The 16,688-nt window shown below is 70.5% G+C and carries 12 protein-coding genes; 4 read left to right on the forward strand and 8 right to left on the reverse strand.

Going from position 1 to position 16,688, the window contains the following annotated elements; all coding sequences use genetic code 11:
- Nucleotides 1-1,972 (reverse strand): lantibiotic dehydratase (locus ITP53_RS19560; protein ID WP_195896856.1); only part of this gene is annotated, 1,972 nt, incomplete at its 3' end.
- A gap of 450 nt (nt 1,973-2,422) precedes the next feature.
- Here ITP53_RS19560 and ITP53_RS60330 point away from each other — a divergent pair.
- Complete coding sequence (locus ITP53_RS60330; RefSeq protein WP_195896857.1) at nt 2,423-3,520, forward strand: PP2C family protein-serine/threonine phosphatase; 1,098 nt, start codon at nt 2,423-2,425, stop codon at nt 3,518-3,520.
- 59 nt (nt 3,521-3,579) lie between these two features.
- Nucleotides 3,580-4,743 (forward strand): pyridoxal phosphate-dependent aminotransferase, encoded by a 1,164-nt coding sequence (locus ITP53_RS19570; RefSeq protein ID WP_207756154.1) that lies wholly within the window; start codon nt 3,580-3,582, stop codon nt 4,741-4,743.
- 8 nt (nt 4,744-4,751) lie between these two features.
- Here ITP53_RS19570 and ITP53_RS19575 read toward each other — a convergent pair whose 3' ends face one another.
- Nucleotides 4,752-6,398: a PstS family phosphate ABC transporter substrate-binding protein gene (locus ITP53_RS19575; protein WP_195896858.1), complete on the reverse strand. Its 1,647-nt coding sequence runs from the start codon at nt 6,396-6,398 to the stop codon at nt 4,752-4,754.
- A gap of 206 nt (nt 6,399-6,604) precedes the next feature.
- On the opposite strand from ITP53_RS19575, the gene ITP53_RS19580 reads away from it, so the two are divergent.
- Nucleotides 6,605-8,908 (forward strand): ATP-binding cassette domain-containing protein, encoded by a 2,304-nt coding sequence (locus tag ITP53_RS19580; RefSeq protein ID WP_195896859.1) that lies wholly within the window; start codon nt 6,605-6,607, stop codon nt 8,906-8,908.
- 13 nt (nt 8,909-8,921) lie between these two features.
- On the opposite strand, the gene ITP53_RS19585 is transcribed toward ITP53_RS19580, so the two are convergent.
- The gene (locus tag ITP53_RS19585) at nt 8,922-9,791 is read right to left on the reverse strand and encodes a hypothetical protein (protein WP_195896860.1); all 870 of its coding nucleotides are present in this window, start codon (nt 9,789-9,791) and stop codon (nt 8,922-8,924) included.
- A gap of 33 nt (nt 9,792-9,824) precedes the next feature.
- Nucleotides 9,825-10,718 (reverse strand): S66 peptidase family protein, encoded by an 894-nt coding sequence (locus ITP53_RS19590; RefSeq protein WP_195896861.1) that lies wholly within the window; start codon nt 10,716-10,718, stop codon nt 9,825-9,827.
- A 133-nt stretch (nt 10,719-10,851) separates the two neighbouring features.
- On the opposite strand from ITP53_RS19590, the gene ITP53_RS19595 reads away from it, so the two are divergent.
- The gene (locus ITP53_RS19595) at nt 10,852-11,739 is read left to right on the forward strand and encodes a sulfotransferase family protein (protein ID WP_195896862.1); all 888 of its coding nucleotides are present in this window, start codon (nt 10,852-10,854) and stop codon (nt 11,737-11,739) included.
- Here the strand turns inward: ITP53_RS19595 and ITP53_RS19600 are convergent.
- The 4 genes from ITP53_RS19600 to ITP53_RS19615 all read right to left on the reverse strand — a co-directional run bounded on the left by ITP53_RS19600 (nt 11,708) and on the right by ITP53_RS19615 (nt 16,587).
- A complete protein-coding gene (locus ITP53_RS19600; protein ID WP_195896863.1) occupies nt 11,708-13,597 on the reverse strand; it encodes an ABC transporter ATP-binding protein in 1,890 nt (629 codons plus the stop codon). The two genes, ITP53_RS19595 and ITP53_RS19600, sit on opposite strands and share 32 nt — an antisense overlap.
- 91 nt (nt 13,598-13,688) lie before the next feature.
- Nucleotides 13,689-14,510 carry an enoyl-CoA hydratase/isomerase family protein gene (locus ITP53_RS19605; protein WP_195896864.1) on the reverse strand — a complete coding sequence of 274 codons (822 nt, stop codon included), beginning with the start codon at nt 14,508-14,510 and terminating at the stop codon, nt 13,689-13,691.
- Between the two features lie 149 nt (nt 14,511-14,659).
- The gene (locus ITP53_RS19610; RefSeq protein ID WP_125642298.1) at nt 14,660-14,875 is read right to left on the reverse strand and encodes a helix-turn-helix domain-containing protein; all 216 of its coding nucleotides are present in this window, start codon (nt 14,873-14,875) and stop codon (nt 14,660-14,662) included.
- A 113-nt stretch (nt 14,876-14,988) separates the two neighbouring features.
- Nucleotides 14,989-16,587, reverse strand: a complete 1,599-nt coding sequence (locus ITP53_RS19615; protein ID WP_195896865.1) for an ABC-F family ATP-binding cassette domain-containing protein — start codon at nt 16,585-16,587, stop codon at nt 14,989-14,991.
- Between the last annotated feature and the right edge of the window lie 101 nt (nt 16,588-16,688).

The raw sequence follows: 16,688 nt of genomic DNA on the forward strand, positions 1-16,688 counted from the left end.
GGGCGGGCGGGCGGATGCGTGGCAGGGCGAGCGCCGTGTGCAGTGCGGTGTCGTGGTCGCCGTTGTGGAACATCAGCGGCTCGTCCATCCCCTTGGTGCGCAGGACGGCGTGCCGGCCGTCGCAGTGGACGTACAGCTCGTCGAGCCCGACGCGGCGGCGGCGCGGGTCGGCGGACACGCCGCCCAGCTCGAGTACGAGCCCGGGGAACTCCACCGGCGGCAGGCCGGCGGTGCGGCGAGCGACGACGTTCAGCGCGGTGAAGCCGGTGAGGGCCCGCGCGATGGCCTCGTCCCGCTCGGCCAGGCGCGCCGCGCCCTTCGGGTGGAACTGCAGCGCCCACGGCGTGAGCAGCGCCGTGTCGTGCAGCCCTCCGAGGACCAGCGGAGTCACCCCGGGCTCGTACGCTTCGAGTGACGGCGCGGCCACCATGACGTCGGCCGCGCAGAGGACGGGAGCGGCGGGCGGGACGGGCTCGCCGAGACGACCGGCGAGGTCCAGTGAGGCGATGCCGGGCGGGGCGGCGCGCACGATGGCGGCGATCCGCCCGGCGAGCCGGTCGCCGTGCCTGACCTCTAGGTCGCCGGCCACCCCCAGCACCTCGGCGAGCGGGAACGTGCCAGGTCCGAGCCGTCCGGCGAGCAGCCGGTTGGTGCGCACCCTGGTCAGCTCGGCCTCCTCGGCGAGCAGGTCGAGCACCCGGTGCATGCGGCCGCGCAGGTCCGCGGCGAGCGGGTCGCCGACGGTGACCCGCAGCGTGGCGGCGGCGGCTTCGTACACGACGACGTCGTCGTCGGAGGGGCGCCCGGCCCGCCGCCCGCCGGCGAGCGACTCGATCCTGCTCTGCACGGCCAGCTTCACGTCAGGTGAGGCGGCGGGGTAGCGGTCGAGGAGCTCGGCGATCTCCTTGACCCGCCGGGCCACGGGCAGGTCGGTGCCGAGGACCGTCCGCACTCCGGTGAGTGCGCGCCTGCGCTGCTGCGGGACGCCCTGCGCCGCCACGAGGCCGTGGTCGGGCACGCCCGGCGGCTCGGCGGCGGGCAACCGGTCGCGCAGCCAGCCGAACGGGTCGGTGAGGGTGTCGGGCGGGCACAGATCGTGGGTGAGCAGCCCGCGGCGCACCGCCACGGCCAGGGCCGCCGCGGCCCGCTCCATGCCCGTGCCCGACGCGGCGGCGATCTCGGCCAGGGTGCGGTGGCCGTCGCAGTGGCCGGCGAAGGCGGCGCCGTCGTGTGCCGGGCCCGCCCACGTCTTGCGCCGCGGCACCAGCCCGGCGACGAGGCCGGGGTCGGCCAGGACGCGCTGCTGGAGCGCCTCGCCGACCCGCGGGGCGGGGAAGGCCACCCGGCGGAGGTGGTCGCGATGATGTCCCGGCCACGTGTAGCGGCTGGTCTGGCCGGGCTCGATCCGGCCGTAGGCGATGGGCGCGAAGAAGCCGACCGGCTCGCCCGTGGCGCAGAGCCCCTGCGCGTACGCGGCCACCTGCCGCCGCGGCCTGAGCCCGGTCGGCCGGCGGCGCAGCTCCCTGTAGAGGTCGGGCGACGAGCACACGACGGCGTCGAGGAACCGCTCGTCGGCCGCGATCCCGGCGATGGCCGCCCGGGCGAGCGGCGCGTCGGCTGCGACCGCGTCGGCCAGGGCCAGGCGGGCCTCCTCCAGCAGGCCCGTGACCCGGTTCCAGTCCGCAGGCCAGCCCTCGGGGCCCGGCGTGCCGGACGGCAGCGGGCGAAGGTCGCGCAGCCGCCCCCGCAGGCCGCGCGGCAATCGCCCGCCGCTTCCCCGCCCGGTGGCGGGGGGTGGTTGTGGCCGGGTCTGGGCGCCGGCCAGCAACTCCAGCGCCTGCCGCTCCAGCCGTACGACCGCCGCGGCGGCCTCCGCCGCCTGGGGACAGGCCAGCGACAGAACGAACTCCCAGGGAAACCCGGCGCTCCGGACGACCACGGTCGGCAACAGCGTCCAGTCGTGCTCGCCCATGGGAACCTTCCCTTTCCTGACACAAATTCAAGCGGCTCGTAACCCAAATGCTTACAAGATCATTTTACCCTGTCAATAAGTTCTGAGATTAGAAACGAATGAGAACCGACCACTCTCGGCTACCACGCCCGCCGGAGGATTGCCCGCCAATACAAACAAAAGCAGCCATAAGGGACAGTGCTGTTTACTTTGCGTAGTCATCGCTCTATCCTTCCTGTACAACGCACCAGACCCACGGCCGCCTGCTCCCTCGGCGCCCGGCGGAGAAAGTGAATTACCGGCCGGAAGAATAGCGACCGAATTTCGCGTCGCGTAAATCGTTTCTGCGCGCCCGCGGGCGCAGCGGATAACCGGCCCCCATCGCCCGCCGATTTGGGCGGGCCGGGCGTGCGGCCTCCGGCGGCGAGGGCCATCCTGGTAGAAGATGAGGACCAGGGGGTGAGGGGAGCCGTGACGGATGAGGAGCCGCGGACGCGTTACCTCTCGACGGCGGTGTTCGTGGCGGGGGTCGGCGGCATCACCGCGATCGTCATCACGCTCGACGTGCTCACCGGCACGGCGGTGCGGCTGTTCCCGCTGCTGATCTTTTTGCCGGCCATCGTGGCCGGCCTGGGCAGCCTGCGGCAGACGGTCATCGCGTCGGTGTGGGTGGTGCTGGTCGAGGCGGGGACCGGGGCCTATGTGCGCGGCGAGCCCGGCGACATCCTGCTGGCGTCCGCGTTCACGCTGGTGTTCGGGGTGCTGAGCGTGATCGGGTGCGCCTACCGGGTGCGGCGCGAGGAGGAGATCCACCGGTTGCGTTCGGCGACGGCCGCCCTCCAGCGGCAGATCCTGCGGCCGCTGCCGCTGCGGACCGGGGAGGTGGCCGTCGACGGGCTCTACCATCCGGTCGAGGAGGACCCGATGGTGGGCGGCGACATGTACGAGGTGGCCCCTTCACGCCACGGGACCAGGGTGCTGATCGCGGACGTGCAGGGCAAGGGGATCCCCGCGATCGGCACCGCCCTGGCCGTGCTGGGCGCCTTCAGGGAGGCGGCCTACCGCGAGGACACGCTGACCGGGGTCGTGGAGGCCCTGGAGAGCGCCGTGGAGAGGCACAACTTCTTCACCGCGCGCACCGGCGAGCCCGAGCGCATGGTCACCGCCCTCGTGCTCGACCTCAGCCGGGAGCTCGGGGTCGAGGCGGTCAACTGCGGGCACATCGCGCCGTTCGTCCTCCATGACGGCCGGGCCTGGCAGGTGGGTCTCGGCGAGCCCGGCGTGCCGCTCGGCCTGGCCGCCCTGGCCCCGGGGCCGCGCAGGATCGCGCGGTTCACGTTCCCGTACGGCGCGACCATGCTCCTGGTCACCGACGGCGTCACCGAGGCCCGCGATCCCGTCGGCGTGTTCTACCCGCTGGAGCAGCGCCTGCGCGCGTGGGCACTCGAACCGCCCGCCAAACTCGCGGACACCCTGCGCGACGACCTGCGGGCCTTCACCGCCGCCGCCCCGCGCGACGACATCGCCCTGCTGACGCTGCGGCGGCCCGAGTGGGGAGCGCCTCCGTGAACCACTCCGGCCATCGGCGCGTACCTCCACACATCGGACACGTGGTCCATGGAGGTGTCGTGGAGCTCAGCCTCTTACGCGCACAGGCGCACAGCCCGTCGTACTTCACACTGATGCGCGGCTCGTCAGGAGAGCGCGCCCCGGTGGACTTCTGCATTCCGTGCAACCCGTACTTCCCGACGCCTGAGATCTTCGAGCACCTCGGGAGAAACCTGGAGACGATACTCAAGTTCTATCCGAGCGACGCCGGCACGATCATCGAGGAGCTCTGCTCGACGCTGGGGCTGCATCCCAAGACGGTCGCCATGGGCAACGGATCGACCGAGCTGATCACCTGGATCGACCACCTGCTCGTGCGCGAGAGCCTCGCGGTGCCGATCCCCACGTTCGGCCGCTGGACCGACCAGCCGCTGGAGACCGGCAAACGGGTGGACATGTACCCGCTGCTGGAGGGCCGCAACTTCACCCTCGACGTCAACGACTACGTGTCGTTCATCCGCAGGCGCGGCTCCCGGGTGGCGGTGATCTGCAACCCCAACAACCCCGACGGCGGCTACCTCCCCAAGCACGAGGTCCTGCGCCTGCTCGACCAGCTCATCGACCTGGACCTGGTGATCGTGGACGAGTCCTTCGGCGAGTTCGTCGACGCCGAGCCGTACCCGGGCGTCGCCGACGAGGCCGCCGTCCGGCCGAACGTGATCGTGCTGAGCAGCCTGGGCAAGAACTTCGGCCTGCACGGCATCAGGTTCGGCTACCTGGTGGCCAACCCGGCGCTGGCCGGCCGGGTGCGCGACGCGCTGCCGAAGTGGAACCTCAACTCGTTCGCCGAGGTCGTGGTGTTCATGATGCGGGAGTTCATGGCGGACTACCAGGACAGCCTCAAGCGGCTGGCGAACGACAGGCGGGCGATGTTCCAGCAGCTCAGCACCATGCCGGGGCTGTCGGTGTTCGCCTCACAGGGCAACTTCCTGCTGGTCAAGCTGCCGCCCGGCCACGATGGGGTGCCGCTGCGCGACCACCTGCTCACCGAGCACGGCGTGTACGTCCGCGAGTGCGGCAACAAACTGGGCACGACCAGCCAGTTCATCCGCCTCGTCGTACGCCCCCAGGACGACGTGCGGCGGCTGCTGATCGGCATGACGCAGTTCCTGTACTCGGGCAGCCTGCACGAGGTCCCCGTCGTCGGCGTGCACCACAGGCACGCCAATCCGCTGTCCGCCTGAACCGTTCCTCAGCGCAGGTCGCACACCTCCTCGACGCCCTCCTTGGTCAGGCAGGGCGTGAGACCCGCCCCGGTGAGCCTGACCTGGGCCAGTTCGTGCGACCGGAGGAACCGCAGGAACCCGGCGGCCGGTGATCCGGGGCGCGGCCGGTCCTTCGTGTAGACGTACTCGACCGTCCAGAACGGGTAGCCGGACTCCCCCGCGGTGGCGAGGTCGAACGCCTTGCCGTCCAGTGTCAGCGCCGTGATCCCGCCGGCCCGCCGCTCCGCGTCGATCGAGAGGGCGTCGGCGTACCCGATCGCGCCGGGGATCGTGCTGATCTTACGGATGATCTCGGGGTTGTCGTCGCGTTCGCACCGGATGACGGGGGCGGCCGGGTTGCGGTCGCGTTCCACGCACTCGTCGGAGGAGAGCACGTTCTCGCCGGTGCCGAGCACCTCGTGCTCGAAGAGCTGGCGGGTGCCCGAACTCTGGCCGCGGCCGATGATGCGGATGGGCAGGGAGGTCTTGTCCTCGCGGAGCTGGTTCCAGTCCGTCCAGGTGCCGTCGTTGATCTTGCGGAGGTCGTCGAGGCTGAGCGTGGTCAGGCCGACGCCGCTGTTGACGACGACGTGGTAGACGACGATCGCCAGCTTCTCGCCGTGCAGCCGGTCGTGGTAGGCGCTCCTGCCGTCCGACACGGCGACGACGTCGGCGGCGGGCGTCTCGATCAGGTTCCGCACGCCGGCGATGGAGCCGCTGGCGCTGGTCGTGATCGTGGTGCCGCACGCGTTCTCGTACTCGTCGGCGATGGCCCGGATCGTCGGCATGATCACGGTCGACCCCTCGACCCGCAGCTCGCCCGGCGCGCAGGCGATGCCGCGGTCGGGCGGCTCTGAGAGCCTGCTGAGCACGAGCACGGTGCTCAGCAGGATGACCAGCGCGGCGCTGACCCGGGGCAGCGTGACCCGGTGGCGCTGCTTCTCGTCCTGGATCATGCCGGCGTCCTTGAGCTTGCCGGACTGCTCGACGACCTTGGTGAGGTCGCCGTGGCCCGGCCCCGGCTCACGCAGCACGACGACGAGCTTGGCCTTCTCGCCGCGCTTGAGCCGCAGGCCGGCCAGCCGCACGCCGTGCCACGCGGGCTCGGGCACGTCCGGCCCCTGGGGGGCGCCGAACCAGCGGGCCATCCGGTCGGAGAGCCGCCTGCGTACCGTGACGAGGCCGTCCCTGGCGGGTTTGTCCTCGTCGGGGAAGAACCGCAGGCTCTCCCTGAGCTGCCTGCGCAGCTCGTCCGTGCTCGCCTCCGACACCCTGGCGTTCCACACCACGCGGCCGCCGAACGTGAACGACAGGGGCCGGTCGAAGTCGTCCGGGTCGATGTCGTAGCTGCCGCTGTTGCGGATCCGGATGACGACGATGCTCATCCTGTCGAGCAGCCTGGCCACCTGGCGCAGCGTGGGAGGCCCGGACTCGGTCGGGTCGCCGCCGTCGCCGAGCCGCTCGGGGCCGAGGCCGATCTTGGAGTTGTACAGGACGCGGAAGCTGACGCGCTTGCGCCGGACGAGCAGCCGGTCGACGTACGGCGCCACCAGCAGCAGCGCGATTCCGAACAGGACCGGGCCCACGCCTCCGAGGAAGTCCACCAGCCGCCCCAGCGACTCCAGCACGGCCACCGATGCCCCCTCAGTGAATCCCCCTTTACGTCTTCGATTCTCGCTATTTCTGGATCTACGGTCTGGGAGGCACGAATCGTTCACAAGGTGTTCGGCGCCCGGCAACCCGCACCGGCCGTACCGGGTGAGCCGGCGCCCGGTGGACGGTAGGCTGTCCCGGCTATCCGCTTACCGCCTAAATAGTCGCTCGACGATGGAAGGGTTCCGTGGTCTCCAGCCATCAGGCAAGCAGCGTCCATCACCGCGATCACACCGCAGCGGACAGCCACGACCTCATCCAGGTTCGTGGCGCCAGGGAGAACAACCTCAAGGGCGTCTCCCTCGACCTCCCCAAGCGGCGTCTGTCCGTCTTCACCGGAGTATCCGGCTCCGGCAAGTCCTCGCTCGTCTTCGACACGATCGCCGCCGAGTCACGCCGGCTGATCGACGAGACGTACACGGCGTTCATCCAGGGGTTCATGCCGAGCCTGGCCCGCCCCGACGTCGACGCGCTGCGCAACCTCAGCGCGGCGATCATCGTCGACCAGGAGCGGATGGGCGCCAACGCGCGCTCCACGGTGGGCACCGCCACCGACTCCCACACCATGCTGCGCATCATCTTCAGCCGGATCGGCGAACCCCACGTCGGCTCGGCCTCCGCCTTCAGCTTCAACATGGCCGAGGGCATGTGCCCCGAGTGCGAGGGGCTCGGCAAGGCCACGGACATCGACCTGGACGAGCTGGTCGACCGGGAGCTGTCGCTGAACGAAGGGGCGATCAAGGTTCCCGGCTACGCGGTGGACTCGTGGCCTTGGCAGGTCGTGGCCGGCTCCGGCCTGTTCGACCGGGACGTCAAGCTGAAGGACTTCACCCCCGAGCAGTGGGAGGACCTCCTCCACAAACCCCCGACCAAGCTCAAGTACGGCTCCAACAACTTCACCTACGAGGGCATCGCCTCCAAGGTCAGGAAGAGCTACCTCGGCAAGGACCGCGAATCGATGCAGGCGACCGCGCGGGCGTTCGCCGACCGGGCGGTCAGGCAGGCGGTCTGCCCGTCCTGCGACGGCTCCCGGCTCAACGAGGCCGCCAGGTCCGCGCGGATCAACGGCAGGAACATCGCCGAGTGCTCGGCGATGCAGATCAACGACCTGGCCGACTTCGTGCGCCGCATCGGCGACCAGGCCGTCGGCCCGGTGCTGGACGGGCTGCGCGCCACGCTGGACTCGCTGGTCGAGATCGGCCTCGGCTACCTGAGCCTGGACCGCGAGTCGTCCACGCTGTCGGGCGGCGAGGCCCAGCGGGTGAAGATGGTTCGTCACCTCAACTCCAGCCTGACCGACGTCACGTACGTCTTCGACGAGCCCACGGCCGGGCTGCACCCGCACGACATCCAGCGGATGAACAACCTGCTGCTCCAGCTGCGCGACAAGGGCAACACGGTGCTCGTCGTCGAGCACAAGCCGGAGACGATCGCGATCGCCGACCACGTGGTCGACCTCGGGCCGGGCGCGGGCACGGCGGGCGGGTCGCTCTGCTACGCCGGCGACCTGGACGGGCTGCGCGCCTCGGACACGCTGACCGGCCGCTACCTCGACCACCGCGTACGCCTGCGCGAGAACGTCCGCGAGCCGGCCGGCCACCTGCGGATCGAGGGCGCCACGCTGCACAACCTCCAGGACGTGAGCGTGGACATCCCGCTCGGCGTGCTCACGGTCATCACCGGGGTGGCGGGATCGGGCAAGAGCTCGCTGATCCACGGGTACGTCGCGGGCCGGGACGGCGTGGTCGTCGCCGACCAGTCGCCGATCCGGGGGTCGCGCAGGAGCAACCCGGCCACGTACACCGGGGTGCTCGACCCGATCAGGGCGGCGTTCGCCAAGGCCAACGGGGTCAAGCCCGGCCTGTTCAGCGCCAACTCCGAGGGCGCCTGCCCGGCGTGCAAGGGCATCGGGCTCATCTACACCGACCTGGCGATGATGGCCGAGGTGGCGTCGGTGTGCGAGGAGTGCGAGGGCCGGCGGTTCACGCCTGAGGTGCTGACGTACACGCTGCGCGGCAAGAACATCAGCGAGGTGCTGGCCATGCCGGTCGCCGAGGCGCGCGAGTTCTTCACCACGGGGCAGGCGGGCACGATCCTCGACCGCCTGGTCGCGGTCGGCCTCGGCTACGTCGGGCTCGGTCAGCCGCTCACCACCCTGTCGGGCGGCGAGCGGCAGCGGCTCAAGCTCGCCATCAACATGGCGAAGAACGGCACCACGTACGTGCTCGACGAGCCGACCACCGGCCTGCACCTGGCCGACGTGGACCAGCTGCTGGCGCTGCTCGACCGGCTGGTCGAGGACGGCAACACGGTCATCGTGATCGAGCACCACCAGGCGGTGATGGCCCACGCGGACTGGATCATCGACCTGGGCCCGGGGGCCGGTCATGACGGCGGGCAGGTGGTGTTCTCCGGCACGCCGGGCAGGCTGGTCGCGGGCGGCACCTCGCTGACCGCGATCCACCTGCGGGACTACGTGGGACGACCGTAGCGGTAGGCGCGTCTCAGACGGCGAGGCGGGCCAGGACCCTGGCGAACTCCGGCGGCGGAGCCACCACCAGCCTGGTCTGCCCTCGCCGCATGACGATGTCGGCCCTGATGAGGGTCAGCCGCTCCCTGTGCCACCAGTAGACCTGCGAGCTGAGCCCGCCCGTGCGTACGGCGTGCACGCGCAGCCGCTCGATCGCGCGTACCACGCCGATCCCGTCCACCGGATGCAGGAGCAGCGTGTACGGGTCGGGCAGCACCACCAGCACCCCGTCGGACGGCACCGGCAGGTAGGACCCCAGCCAGCGGAGATGCGTGGCGGCGGCCGGGATCGCGCCGGTCAGCCGCGTCACCGGCGTCCCCGACAGCTCGATGTGCTCCACCAGCAGCCGCTCGTCCCGCCTGACGTTGGCGACCGCCCGGTCGAGCGCCTGCGCCGACGGGACGGGCCAGCACCCGGCCTCCTCCGGCCGCACGGTACGCGAGCCGACCGTCAGCAGCTCGACCAGGTCGGCGTTGAGGTGGCGGCCGACCACCCTGGTCAGGTCGGGCACCTCGTCCACGGACTCCACGCGGGTGCGCAGCAGCGGCGCGGCCTGCTCGAGATCGCACACGTCCAGCCACTCCCCGGCGGTGGCGACGGCGTGCGCGAGGTGCTCGGAGACCAGCATCGGCCAGTCCTCCCTGGGCCTGCGCCCCGCCTCCCGCCGCAGCCCCGTGAGCTTGACGTGCAGCGTCGTCTCACCTCTGAGCGTCACGGAAGCGCCGTCACGGGCGAACTCGAAGGTGTATCCGAGGGATTCCGCGACGAGCGCGAGCAACGAGTCGAGATCGACGTCCTCGACCGGCCGGCGCGAGGGCTCCCGGTCACGCCTGAACCAGTTCACGCGCCGTGTCCCTTTCTGTCGGGTTCGTCCTTTCTACCTTGCCTGCTCCCCATTGCGGAACGGGCCAGCCAGCGAGCACGATTCGGTATCGATAACACCAAGCCTCCCCAGCCACATCGTCATCTGTGGTGACCCGTGTCCCACAGGAAGCCCCGCCAGAACAGGCACTCCGAGCGCCCCCAGCCGGTCCTCGAGCACCGGGTAGGGATCCCCGCAGTTCACCCACGACCCGAGCGCGATCCCCCGCACCCCGTCGAACACCCCGGCCTGCAGCAACTGCGTGAGCATGCGGTCGATCCGGTACGGCTCCTCGCCGATGTCCTCCAGGAACGCGACCCTGCCCGCGAAGGACGGCTGCCACCGGGTGCCGCACATGGAGGCCAGCAGCGACAGGTTGCCCCCGGCGAGCACGCCCTCGGCCCGTCCAGGCGCCAGCACCCGGTCACCCTGGACGGGCGCGCCCGTGCCGAACAGCGCCGCCTGCAGGCTCTCCCAGGTACGCGGCTCGGGCCCGTCCTCGCCGCCGACGAGGTCGTTCGCGGGCATGGGCCCGTGCAGCGTGGGCACGCCCAGCTCGATGGCGAACGCGTTGTGCAGCGCTGTGATGTCGCTCGACCCGAGGAGGACCTTGTCGCCGGCCGCCCGCATGGCGTCCCAGTCGAGCAGCCCGAGCAGCCGGCCCGCGCCGTAGCCGCCCCTGCAGCAGAAGACCGCGGAGACGGCCGGGTCGCACCAGGCGGCCTGCAGGTCCGCGGCCCGCTCGGCGTCGCCGCCCGCCAGGTAGCCGAGTCGCTGGCGGTCGAGCGCGTGCGCGCCGACCACCACCTTCAGCCCGAGCCCCTCCAGCCGCCGCACGCCCCGCCCGAGCATCGCGGCGTCGGCCGGTCCTGACGGCGAGACGATGGCGACGGTGTCACCCCGCTGCATCGATCAACTCCTTGACGAGATGGGCCAGGGGAACGCGCGCGGGCCTGGCGGCCCGCGCTTTCCCGCTTGATGCCCGCGGCGACGCCGGCATTGGTCCTTTCACGTGCCAAACGGTGCCACACTTACGTGTCGTATGCGACTTCCGCCCCACATCCTCGTGGTCAACGGCATCAAGGTCCGCCGGCCGGTCTTCCTGCTCGGAGCTCCGCATTCCGGCGCGGATCTGCTCGCCCGCGCCCTGAAACGCTCCCCCGGCTTCCACATGACGATGGGCCGCGCGTGCGTGGCCAACGTGGTGTACGCCTTCGCCAGGAAACCGTCCATGGGCCGCACGCCCGGCGCCGTACGCGTCCTGCGCGACGCGCTGGCCGAGTCGTGGCAGGTGCTGCCCGGCGCATGCGGGCGGTGCGCCGAGCCGTGCAGGGAGGCGGGCGGCGTCACCGGCGCCGGGCCCTGCGTGTCCGCCGCCGAGATCGTCAGGTTCGGCGAGGGCGGCCCCGACCTCATCTACAGCGCTCCCGTGCTGCTCCAGGCGTTCCCCGACGCCCGTTTCGTGCAGCTCATCCGGGACGGCAGGGACGTCGCGGCCGGCATACTGGACGATCCGGCGTGCCTGGCCTGGTTCAGGCCGTCGATGTCGCCGGACCAGACCGAGTTCCCCAACGCGTTCCTCGGCGTCAACAAGGACGAGCACCTCGGCCGGTGGCGGGACATGCCGGTGGCGGGCAAGTGCGCCCTGCGCTGGCGCGGCGCCGTACGCCTGAGCGCGGAGCTGCGCAGGACGCTGCCCGAGCAGCAGCTCCTGACCCTGCGCTACGAGGACCTCGTGCTCCATCCGGCCCAGGCGGTGAGGGAGCTGTCGGAGTTTCTGGAGACGCGGGTGCCCAAGGTCACGTTGTACGGCGACGACGTGCCCAAGGTGGGGGCCCATCGCACCCGCCTCTCGCCCGGCGACCTGACGCTGGTGGAGAAGGTCGCCAGGCCGGAGCTCACGCGGCTGGGCTATCTGGCGAGGACGTGAACTGAGTGCGGTAGAGCTCGGCGTAGAGCCCGCCGCGGGCCAGCAGCTCCTCGTGCGCGCCGCGCTCGGCGATCCGGCCGTCGTGCACCACGAGGATCTCGTCGGCCTCCCTGATCGTCGACAGCCGGTGCGCGATGACCAGCGACGTGCGGCCCTTCAGCGCGGTCTTCAGCGCCACCTGCACGGCCGCCTCCGACTCCGAGTCGAGGTGCGCGGTGGCCTCGTCGAGCACGACCACGCGCGGCGCCTTCAGCAGCAGCCTGGCCAGCGCCAGGCGCTGCTTCTCGCCGCCGGACAGGCGGTAGCCGCGGTCGCCGACGACGGTGTCGAGCCGGTCGGGCAGGCTCTCGACGAGCTCACCGATCTGCGCGGCCCTGAGAGCCTCCCAGATCTCCTCCTCGCTCGCCTCCGGCCTGGCGTAGCGGAGGTTGGCTCCGATCGTGTCGTGGAAGAGATGGGCGTCCTGCATGACCACGCCCACGGTCTCGCGCAACGAGTCGAGGGTGGCGTCGCGCACGTCGAGCCCGTTGATCCGCACCGCGCCCTCGTTGACGTCGTAGAGGCGTGACACCAGCGAGGTCATCGTGGTCTTGCCCGCCCCGGAGTGGCCGACCAGGGCGATGAGCTGCCCCGGCTCGGCGCGGAACGACACGCCCTTGAGCACCGGGTGCGAGGGCCCGCCGTCCTGCCTGGCCACCGACTCCAGCGAGGCCAGCGAGACCTCCTCGGCGGCCGGGTAGCGGAAGCGCACGTCGTCGAACTCGATCGTGACCGGCCCGGCCGGCACCGGCACGGCGTCCGGCTTCTGCGCCACCATGGGCCGCAGGTCGAGGATCTCGAAGACCCGGTCGAAGCTCACCAGCGCGGTCATCACGTCCACGTGCACGTTGGACAGGGACGTGAGGGGGCCGTACAGGCGCATCAGGAGGGCGGCCAGGGCCACCAGCGTGCCCAGCTCGAAGACGTCGGACACCGACAGCACGCCGCCGATGCCGTAGACCAGGGCCGTGGCAAGCGCGGCGACCAGGCCGAGCGCGACCCGGAACACGGTGCCGTACATGCCGACCGTCACGCCCACGTCGCGCACCCTGGCGGCGCGCCTGCCGAAGATCTCGGCGTCGTCCTCCGGCCTGCCGTAGAGCTTGGCGACCATGGCGCCGGCCACGTTGAACCGCTCGGTCGTGACCGAGCTCATCTCGGCGTCCAGCTCCATCTGCTCGCGGGTCAGCGCCGACATGCGGCGGCCGACGTACTTGGCCGGCACGATGAAGATCGGCAGCAGCACGAGCGCGGCCAGCGTCACCTGCCACGACAACGCCAGCATGGCGCCCAGCACCAGGATCAGGCTCACCACGTTGGACACCACGGACGACAGCGTGCTCGTCAGCGCCCGCTGGGCGCCGATCACGTCGGTGTTGAGCCTGCTGACCAGCGCGCCGGTCTGCGCCCGCATGAAGAACGCCACCGGCATGCGCTGCACGTGGTCGAACACCTCGGTGCGCAGGTCGTAGATCAGGCCCTCGCCGACACGCGACGAGAACCACCGCTGCGCCAGCGTCAGCCCGGCGTCGGCGAGCGCCAGCACGGCGATCGCCACCGCCAGCCCCACCACGACACCGGGCCGCTTGGCCAGGATGCCGTCATCGATGATCGCCTTCATCAGCAGCGGGTTGGCGACCACGATCACCGCGCCGAGCACCACAAGCGCCAGGAACGCCGCCATCTGCCGCGTGTGCGGCCGCGCGTAACGCGCGATGCGCCGCACCGTGCCCGGCCGCAGCCGCTGGCCGGTCACCGAGCCGTCGCGTCGCAGTGACGCCATCGCATGTGGGCCGAAGCCCCCACCCATCATCGCCATTCGGGGGATCCTCCTCCTCCCCCGGAGTCAGCGCCACAGGGATCCGCCGGATTCCCGGCTCCGCTCACCGCGAAACCCCGGGCGCGGCCGGTCAGCCGAAGAGGGCCTTGATACGTGCGGCCTGTTCGATCCCCTCGGCCACACTCTGCTCCTCCAGGGTGCGTGAGCGCGCCCCCTGGAGGAGTCGCTTGGTCGCGACAGCCGCGTCCCGGTTGACGGCGAGCAACTGCGCGATCCTGTCTTGTACGGCCTGTTCCAGGTCGCCCCCGGCGACCACGAGTTCCGCGAGGCCGATGCGCATGGCCTCGTCCGCGTGCACGATCCTGGCGGTCAGGCAGATGTCGATCGCCTTGGCCAGGCCAACCAGCTCCACCAGGGGCTTGGTCCCCGTCAGATCGGGCACCAGGCCCAGTGCGGGCTCCTTCATGCAGAACTTGACATCATCGGCCACGATCCGCAGGTCGCAGGCGAGCGCGAGCTGAAATCCCGCGCCGATCGCGTGCCCCTGCACAGCGGCGATGGAAACGATCTCCGGGCGGCGCAGCCACAGGAACCCCGCCTGTGCCTGTCTGATGCGCTGCTCGAAGTCCGCGCCGCCGCTCCTGGCCGCCGAACTGAACGAGCCTTGTCCGGGCACCCCCTCGGGTGTGAACATCCGCAGGTCTATCCCTGCCGAGAAGGACGGTCCCTCACCTTTCACGACGACGACGCGCACCTGCTCGGGCAGGCTCTCGCCGATGCGGCCCAGTGCCGACCATGTCGCGAACGTCTGCGCGTTGCGCTTTTCCGGCCGGTCCAGCGTGATCGTCGCTATCTCACCGTCCACCTCGAAGCGAAGCCCGATCTCCGCGAGTGCTGCCACGGAGACGTCCTTCGCCTTCCCCCCGCGCTGTCGCGCCTGCGCTTCCGCCATCGTCCGCTCCCTGTGAGTCCCGGCTGCGCACCACGGTGCGCCGCCGACGCTGACCGTCGCGCCCGAGCCTACAGAATATCGTTCTGGCTCGGGCGCGACGTCGGCCGACTAGGGACGGGCGGCTGCGGTCGCACGTTCCGAGGCGGTCGTCAGCGCTTGGACTTGCCTCGGGTCGCCCCGCCGCGCCCGCGCAGAGTCACACCGGACTCGCTAAGGATGCGGTGGATGAACCCGTAGGACCGGCCGGTAGAAGCGGCCAGCGCGCGGATGCTCTCGCCCTGCGCGTAGCGCTTCTTGAGATCGCCGGCCAGTTTTTCCCGGTCGGCCCCGGTGACCCGGGTGCCCTTCTTCAGTGTCTCGGCCACGAGTACCTCCTGTAGTGCCGGACTTCCGCAGCGTTACTCCGCCATGATCAGTCATTTCAGCGGGATCGGCTACCTACTCCACGGGAAAAGATCCGTACCCACTCAAATTAAGATCAGGCAAGTGCCACAAGATCGGAAAATTCGGCGCTCCATGCGTCTTCAGTTCCGTCAGGTAGCAAGATCACCCTATCCGGTGACAGGGCGTCAACGGCACCCTCGTCATGTGTGACTAGGACGATTGCTCCTGAATACGACCTCAGAGCGGTGAGAACCTGCTCCCTGCTGACCGGGTCGAGGTTGTTGGTCGGCTCGTCGAGAAGCAGGACGTTGGCGCTGGAGAGCACCAGGATGGCGAGCGCGAGACGGGTCTTCTCACCGCCGGACAGGACCCCGGCCGGCTTGTCGACATCCTCTCCGGTGAACAGGAAAGAACCGAGGACCTTGCGCAACTCGGTGTCGGTGAACTGGCCGCCGGCCGAACGCATGTTCTCCAGCAGGGTGCGGCCGGGGTCGAGGGTCTCGTGCTCCTGGGCGTAGTAGCCGACTTTCAGGCCGTGTCCCGGCCTGATCTCGCCGGTGTCGGGCTCCTCGACGCCGCCGAGCACGCGCAGCAGCGTGGTCTTGCCCGCGCCGTTGAGCCCGAGGATGACGACCCTGTGACCTCGGTCGATGGCCACGTTGATGTCGGTGAAGACCTCCAGCGACCCGTACGACTTGGACAGGCCCTCGGCCATCAGCGGGGTGCGTCCGCAGGGCAGCGGGTCGGGGAAGCGCAACCGCGCCACCTTGTCGGCCTTGCGCACCTCCTCGGTGCCGGACAGCAACCGGTTGGCACGGCGCATCATGTCCTGGGCCGCCTTGGCCTTGGTGGCCTTGGCGCGCATCTTGTCGGCCTGCGCGAGCAGCGCGCCCGCCTGCTTCTCGGCGTTGGCCCGCTCGCGCTTCCTGCGCTTCTCGTCGGTCTCGCGCTGGGCGAGATAGGCGGTCCAGCCGACGTTGTAGTGATCGATCGCCGACCGGTTGGCGTCCAGGTGCAGGACCTTGTTGACCGTGGCTTCAAGAAGGCCGACATCGTGGCTGATGATCACCAAGCCACCTTGATGACTTCGCAAAAAATCGCGAAGCCAGCCGATTGAGTCCGCATCCAGGTGGTTTGTGGGCTCGTCGAGAAGGAGAGTTTCCGCTCCGCTGAAAAGAATTCGCGCCAATTCCACGCGCCTGCGCTGGCCCCCGGAAAGCGTTTGCAACGACTGCGAGAGCACTCGGTCCTGCAGGCCGAGGCTGGAGGCGATGGAGGCCGCCTCCGACTCGGCCGCGTAGCCGCCGAGGACGTGCATCTGGTCCTCGAGCCGGCCGTAGCGCTTGACGGCCTTCTCGCGGGTGCGGTCGTCGGCCGAGGACATCCCGACCTCCGCCTCGCGCAGCTTGCGGATGACCTCGTCGAGCCCGCGCGCGGACAGGATGCGGTCGCGGGCCAGCACCTCCAGGTCGCCGGTGCGCGGGTCCTGCGGCAGGTAGCCCACGCTGCCGCTGGTGGTCACGGTGCCGGTGGCGGGCAGGGCCTCGCCCGCCAGCACCTTGGTCAACGTCGTCTTGCCGGCGCCGTTGCGGCCGACGAGCCCGATCTTGTCGCCCGGGTTGACCCGGAACGTGGCTTTCTCGATGAGCAGGCGCGCGCCCGCGCGCAGCTCGATATCACTGGCGATGATCATGTTGGCGGAACACTCCCGAGCTAGGAAACGAGGGTTTGGGCGTGCGACGCCGGTTCAATCGGGAGTGTGCATACAGATCAGTGTAGGGCCCCTTCCGGGGC

Source organism: Nonomuraea cypriaca (assembly GCF_015645445.1).
GTDB lineage: Bacteria > Actinomycetota > Actinomycetes > Streptosporangiales > Streptosporangiaceae > Nonomuraea > Nonomuraea cypriaca.

What these genes read in the sequence shown, in the direction of transcription:
- ITP53_RS19590 (WP_195896861.1), bottom strand. Translation starts at nt 10,718, where the DNA reads ATGCAGCGGGGTGACACCGTCGCCATCGTCTCGCCGTCAGGACCGGCC.
- ITP53_RS19595 (WP_195896862.1), top strand. Translation starts at nt 10,852, where the DNA reads ATGCGACTTCCGCCCCACATCCTCGTGGTCAACGGCATCAAGGTCCGC.
- ITP53_RS19600 (WP_195896863.1), bottom strand. Translation starts at nt 13,597, where the DNA reads ATGGCGATGATGGGTGGGGGCTTCGGCCCACATGCGATGGCGTCACTG.
- ITP53_RS19605 (WP_195896864.1), bottom strand. Translation starts at nt 14,510, where the DNA reads ATGGCGGAAGCGCAGGCGCGACAGCGCGGGGGGAAGGCGAAGGACGTC.
- ITP53_RS19615 (WP_195896865.1), bottom strand. Translation starts at nt 16,587, where the DNA reads ATGATCATCGCCAGTGATATCGAGCTGCGCGCGGGCGCGCGCCTGCTC.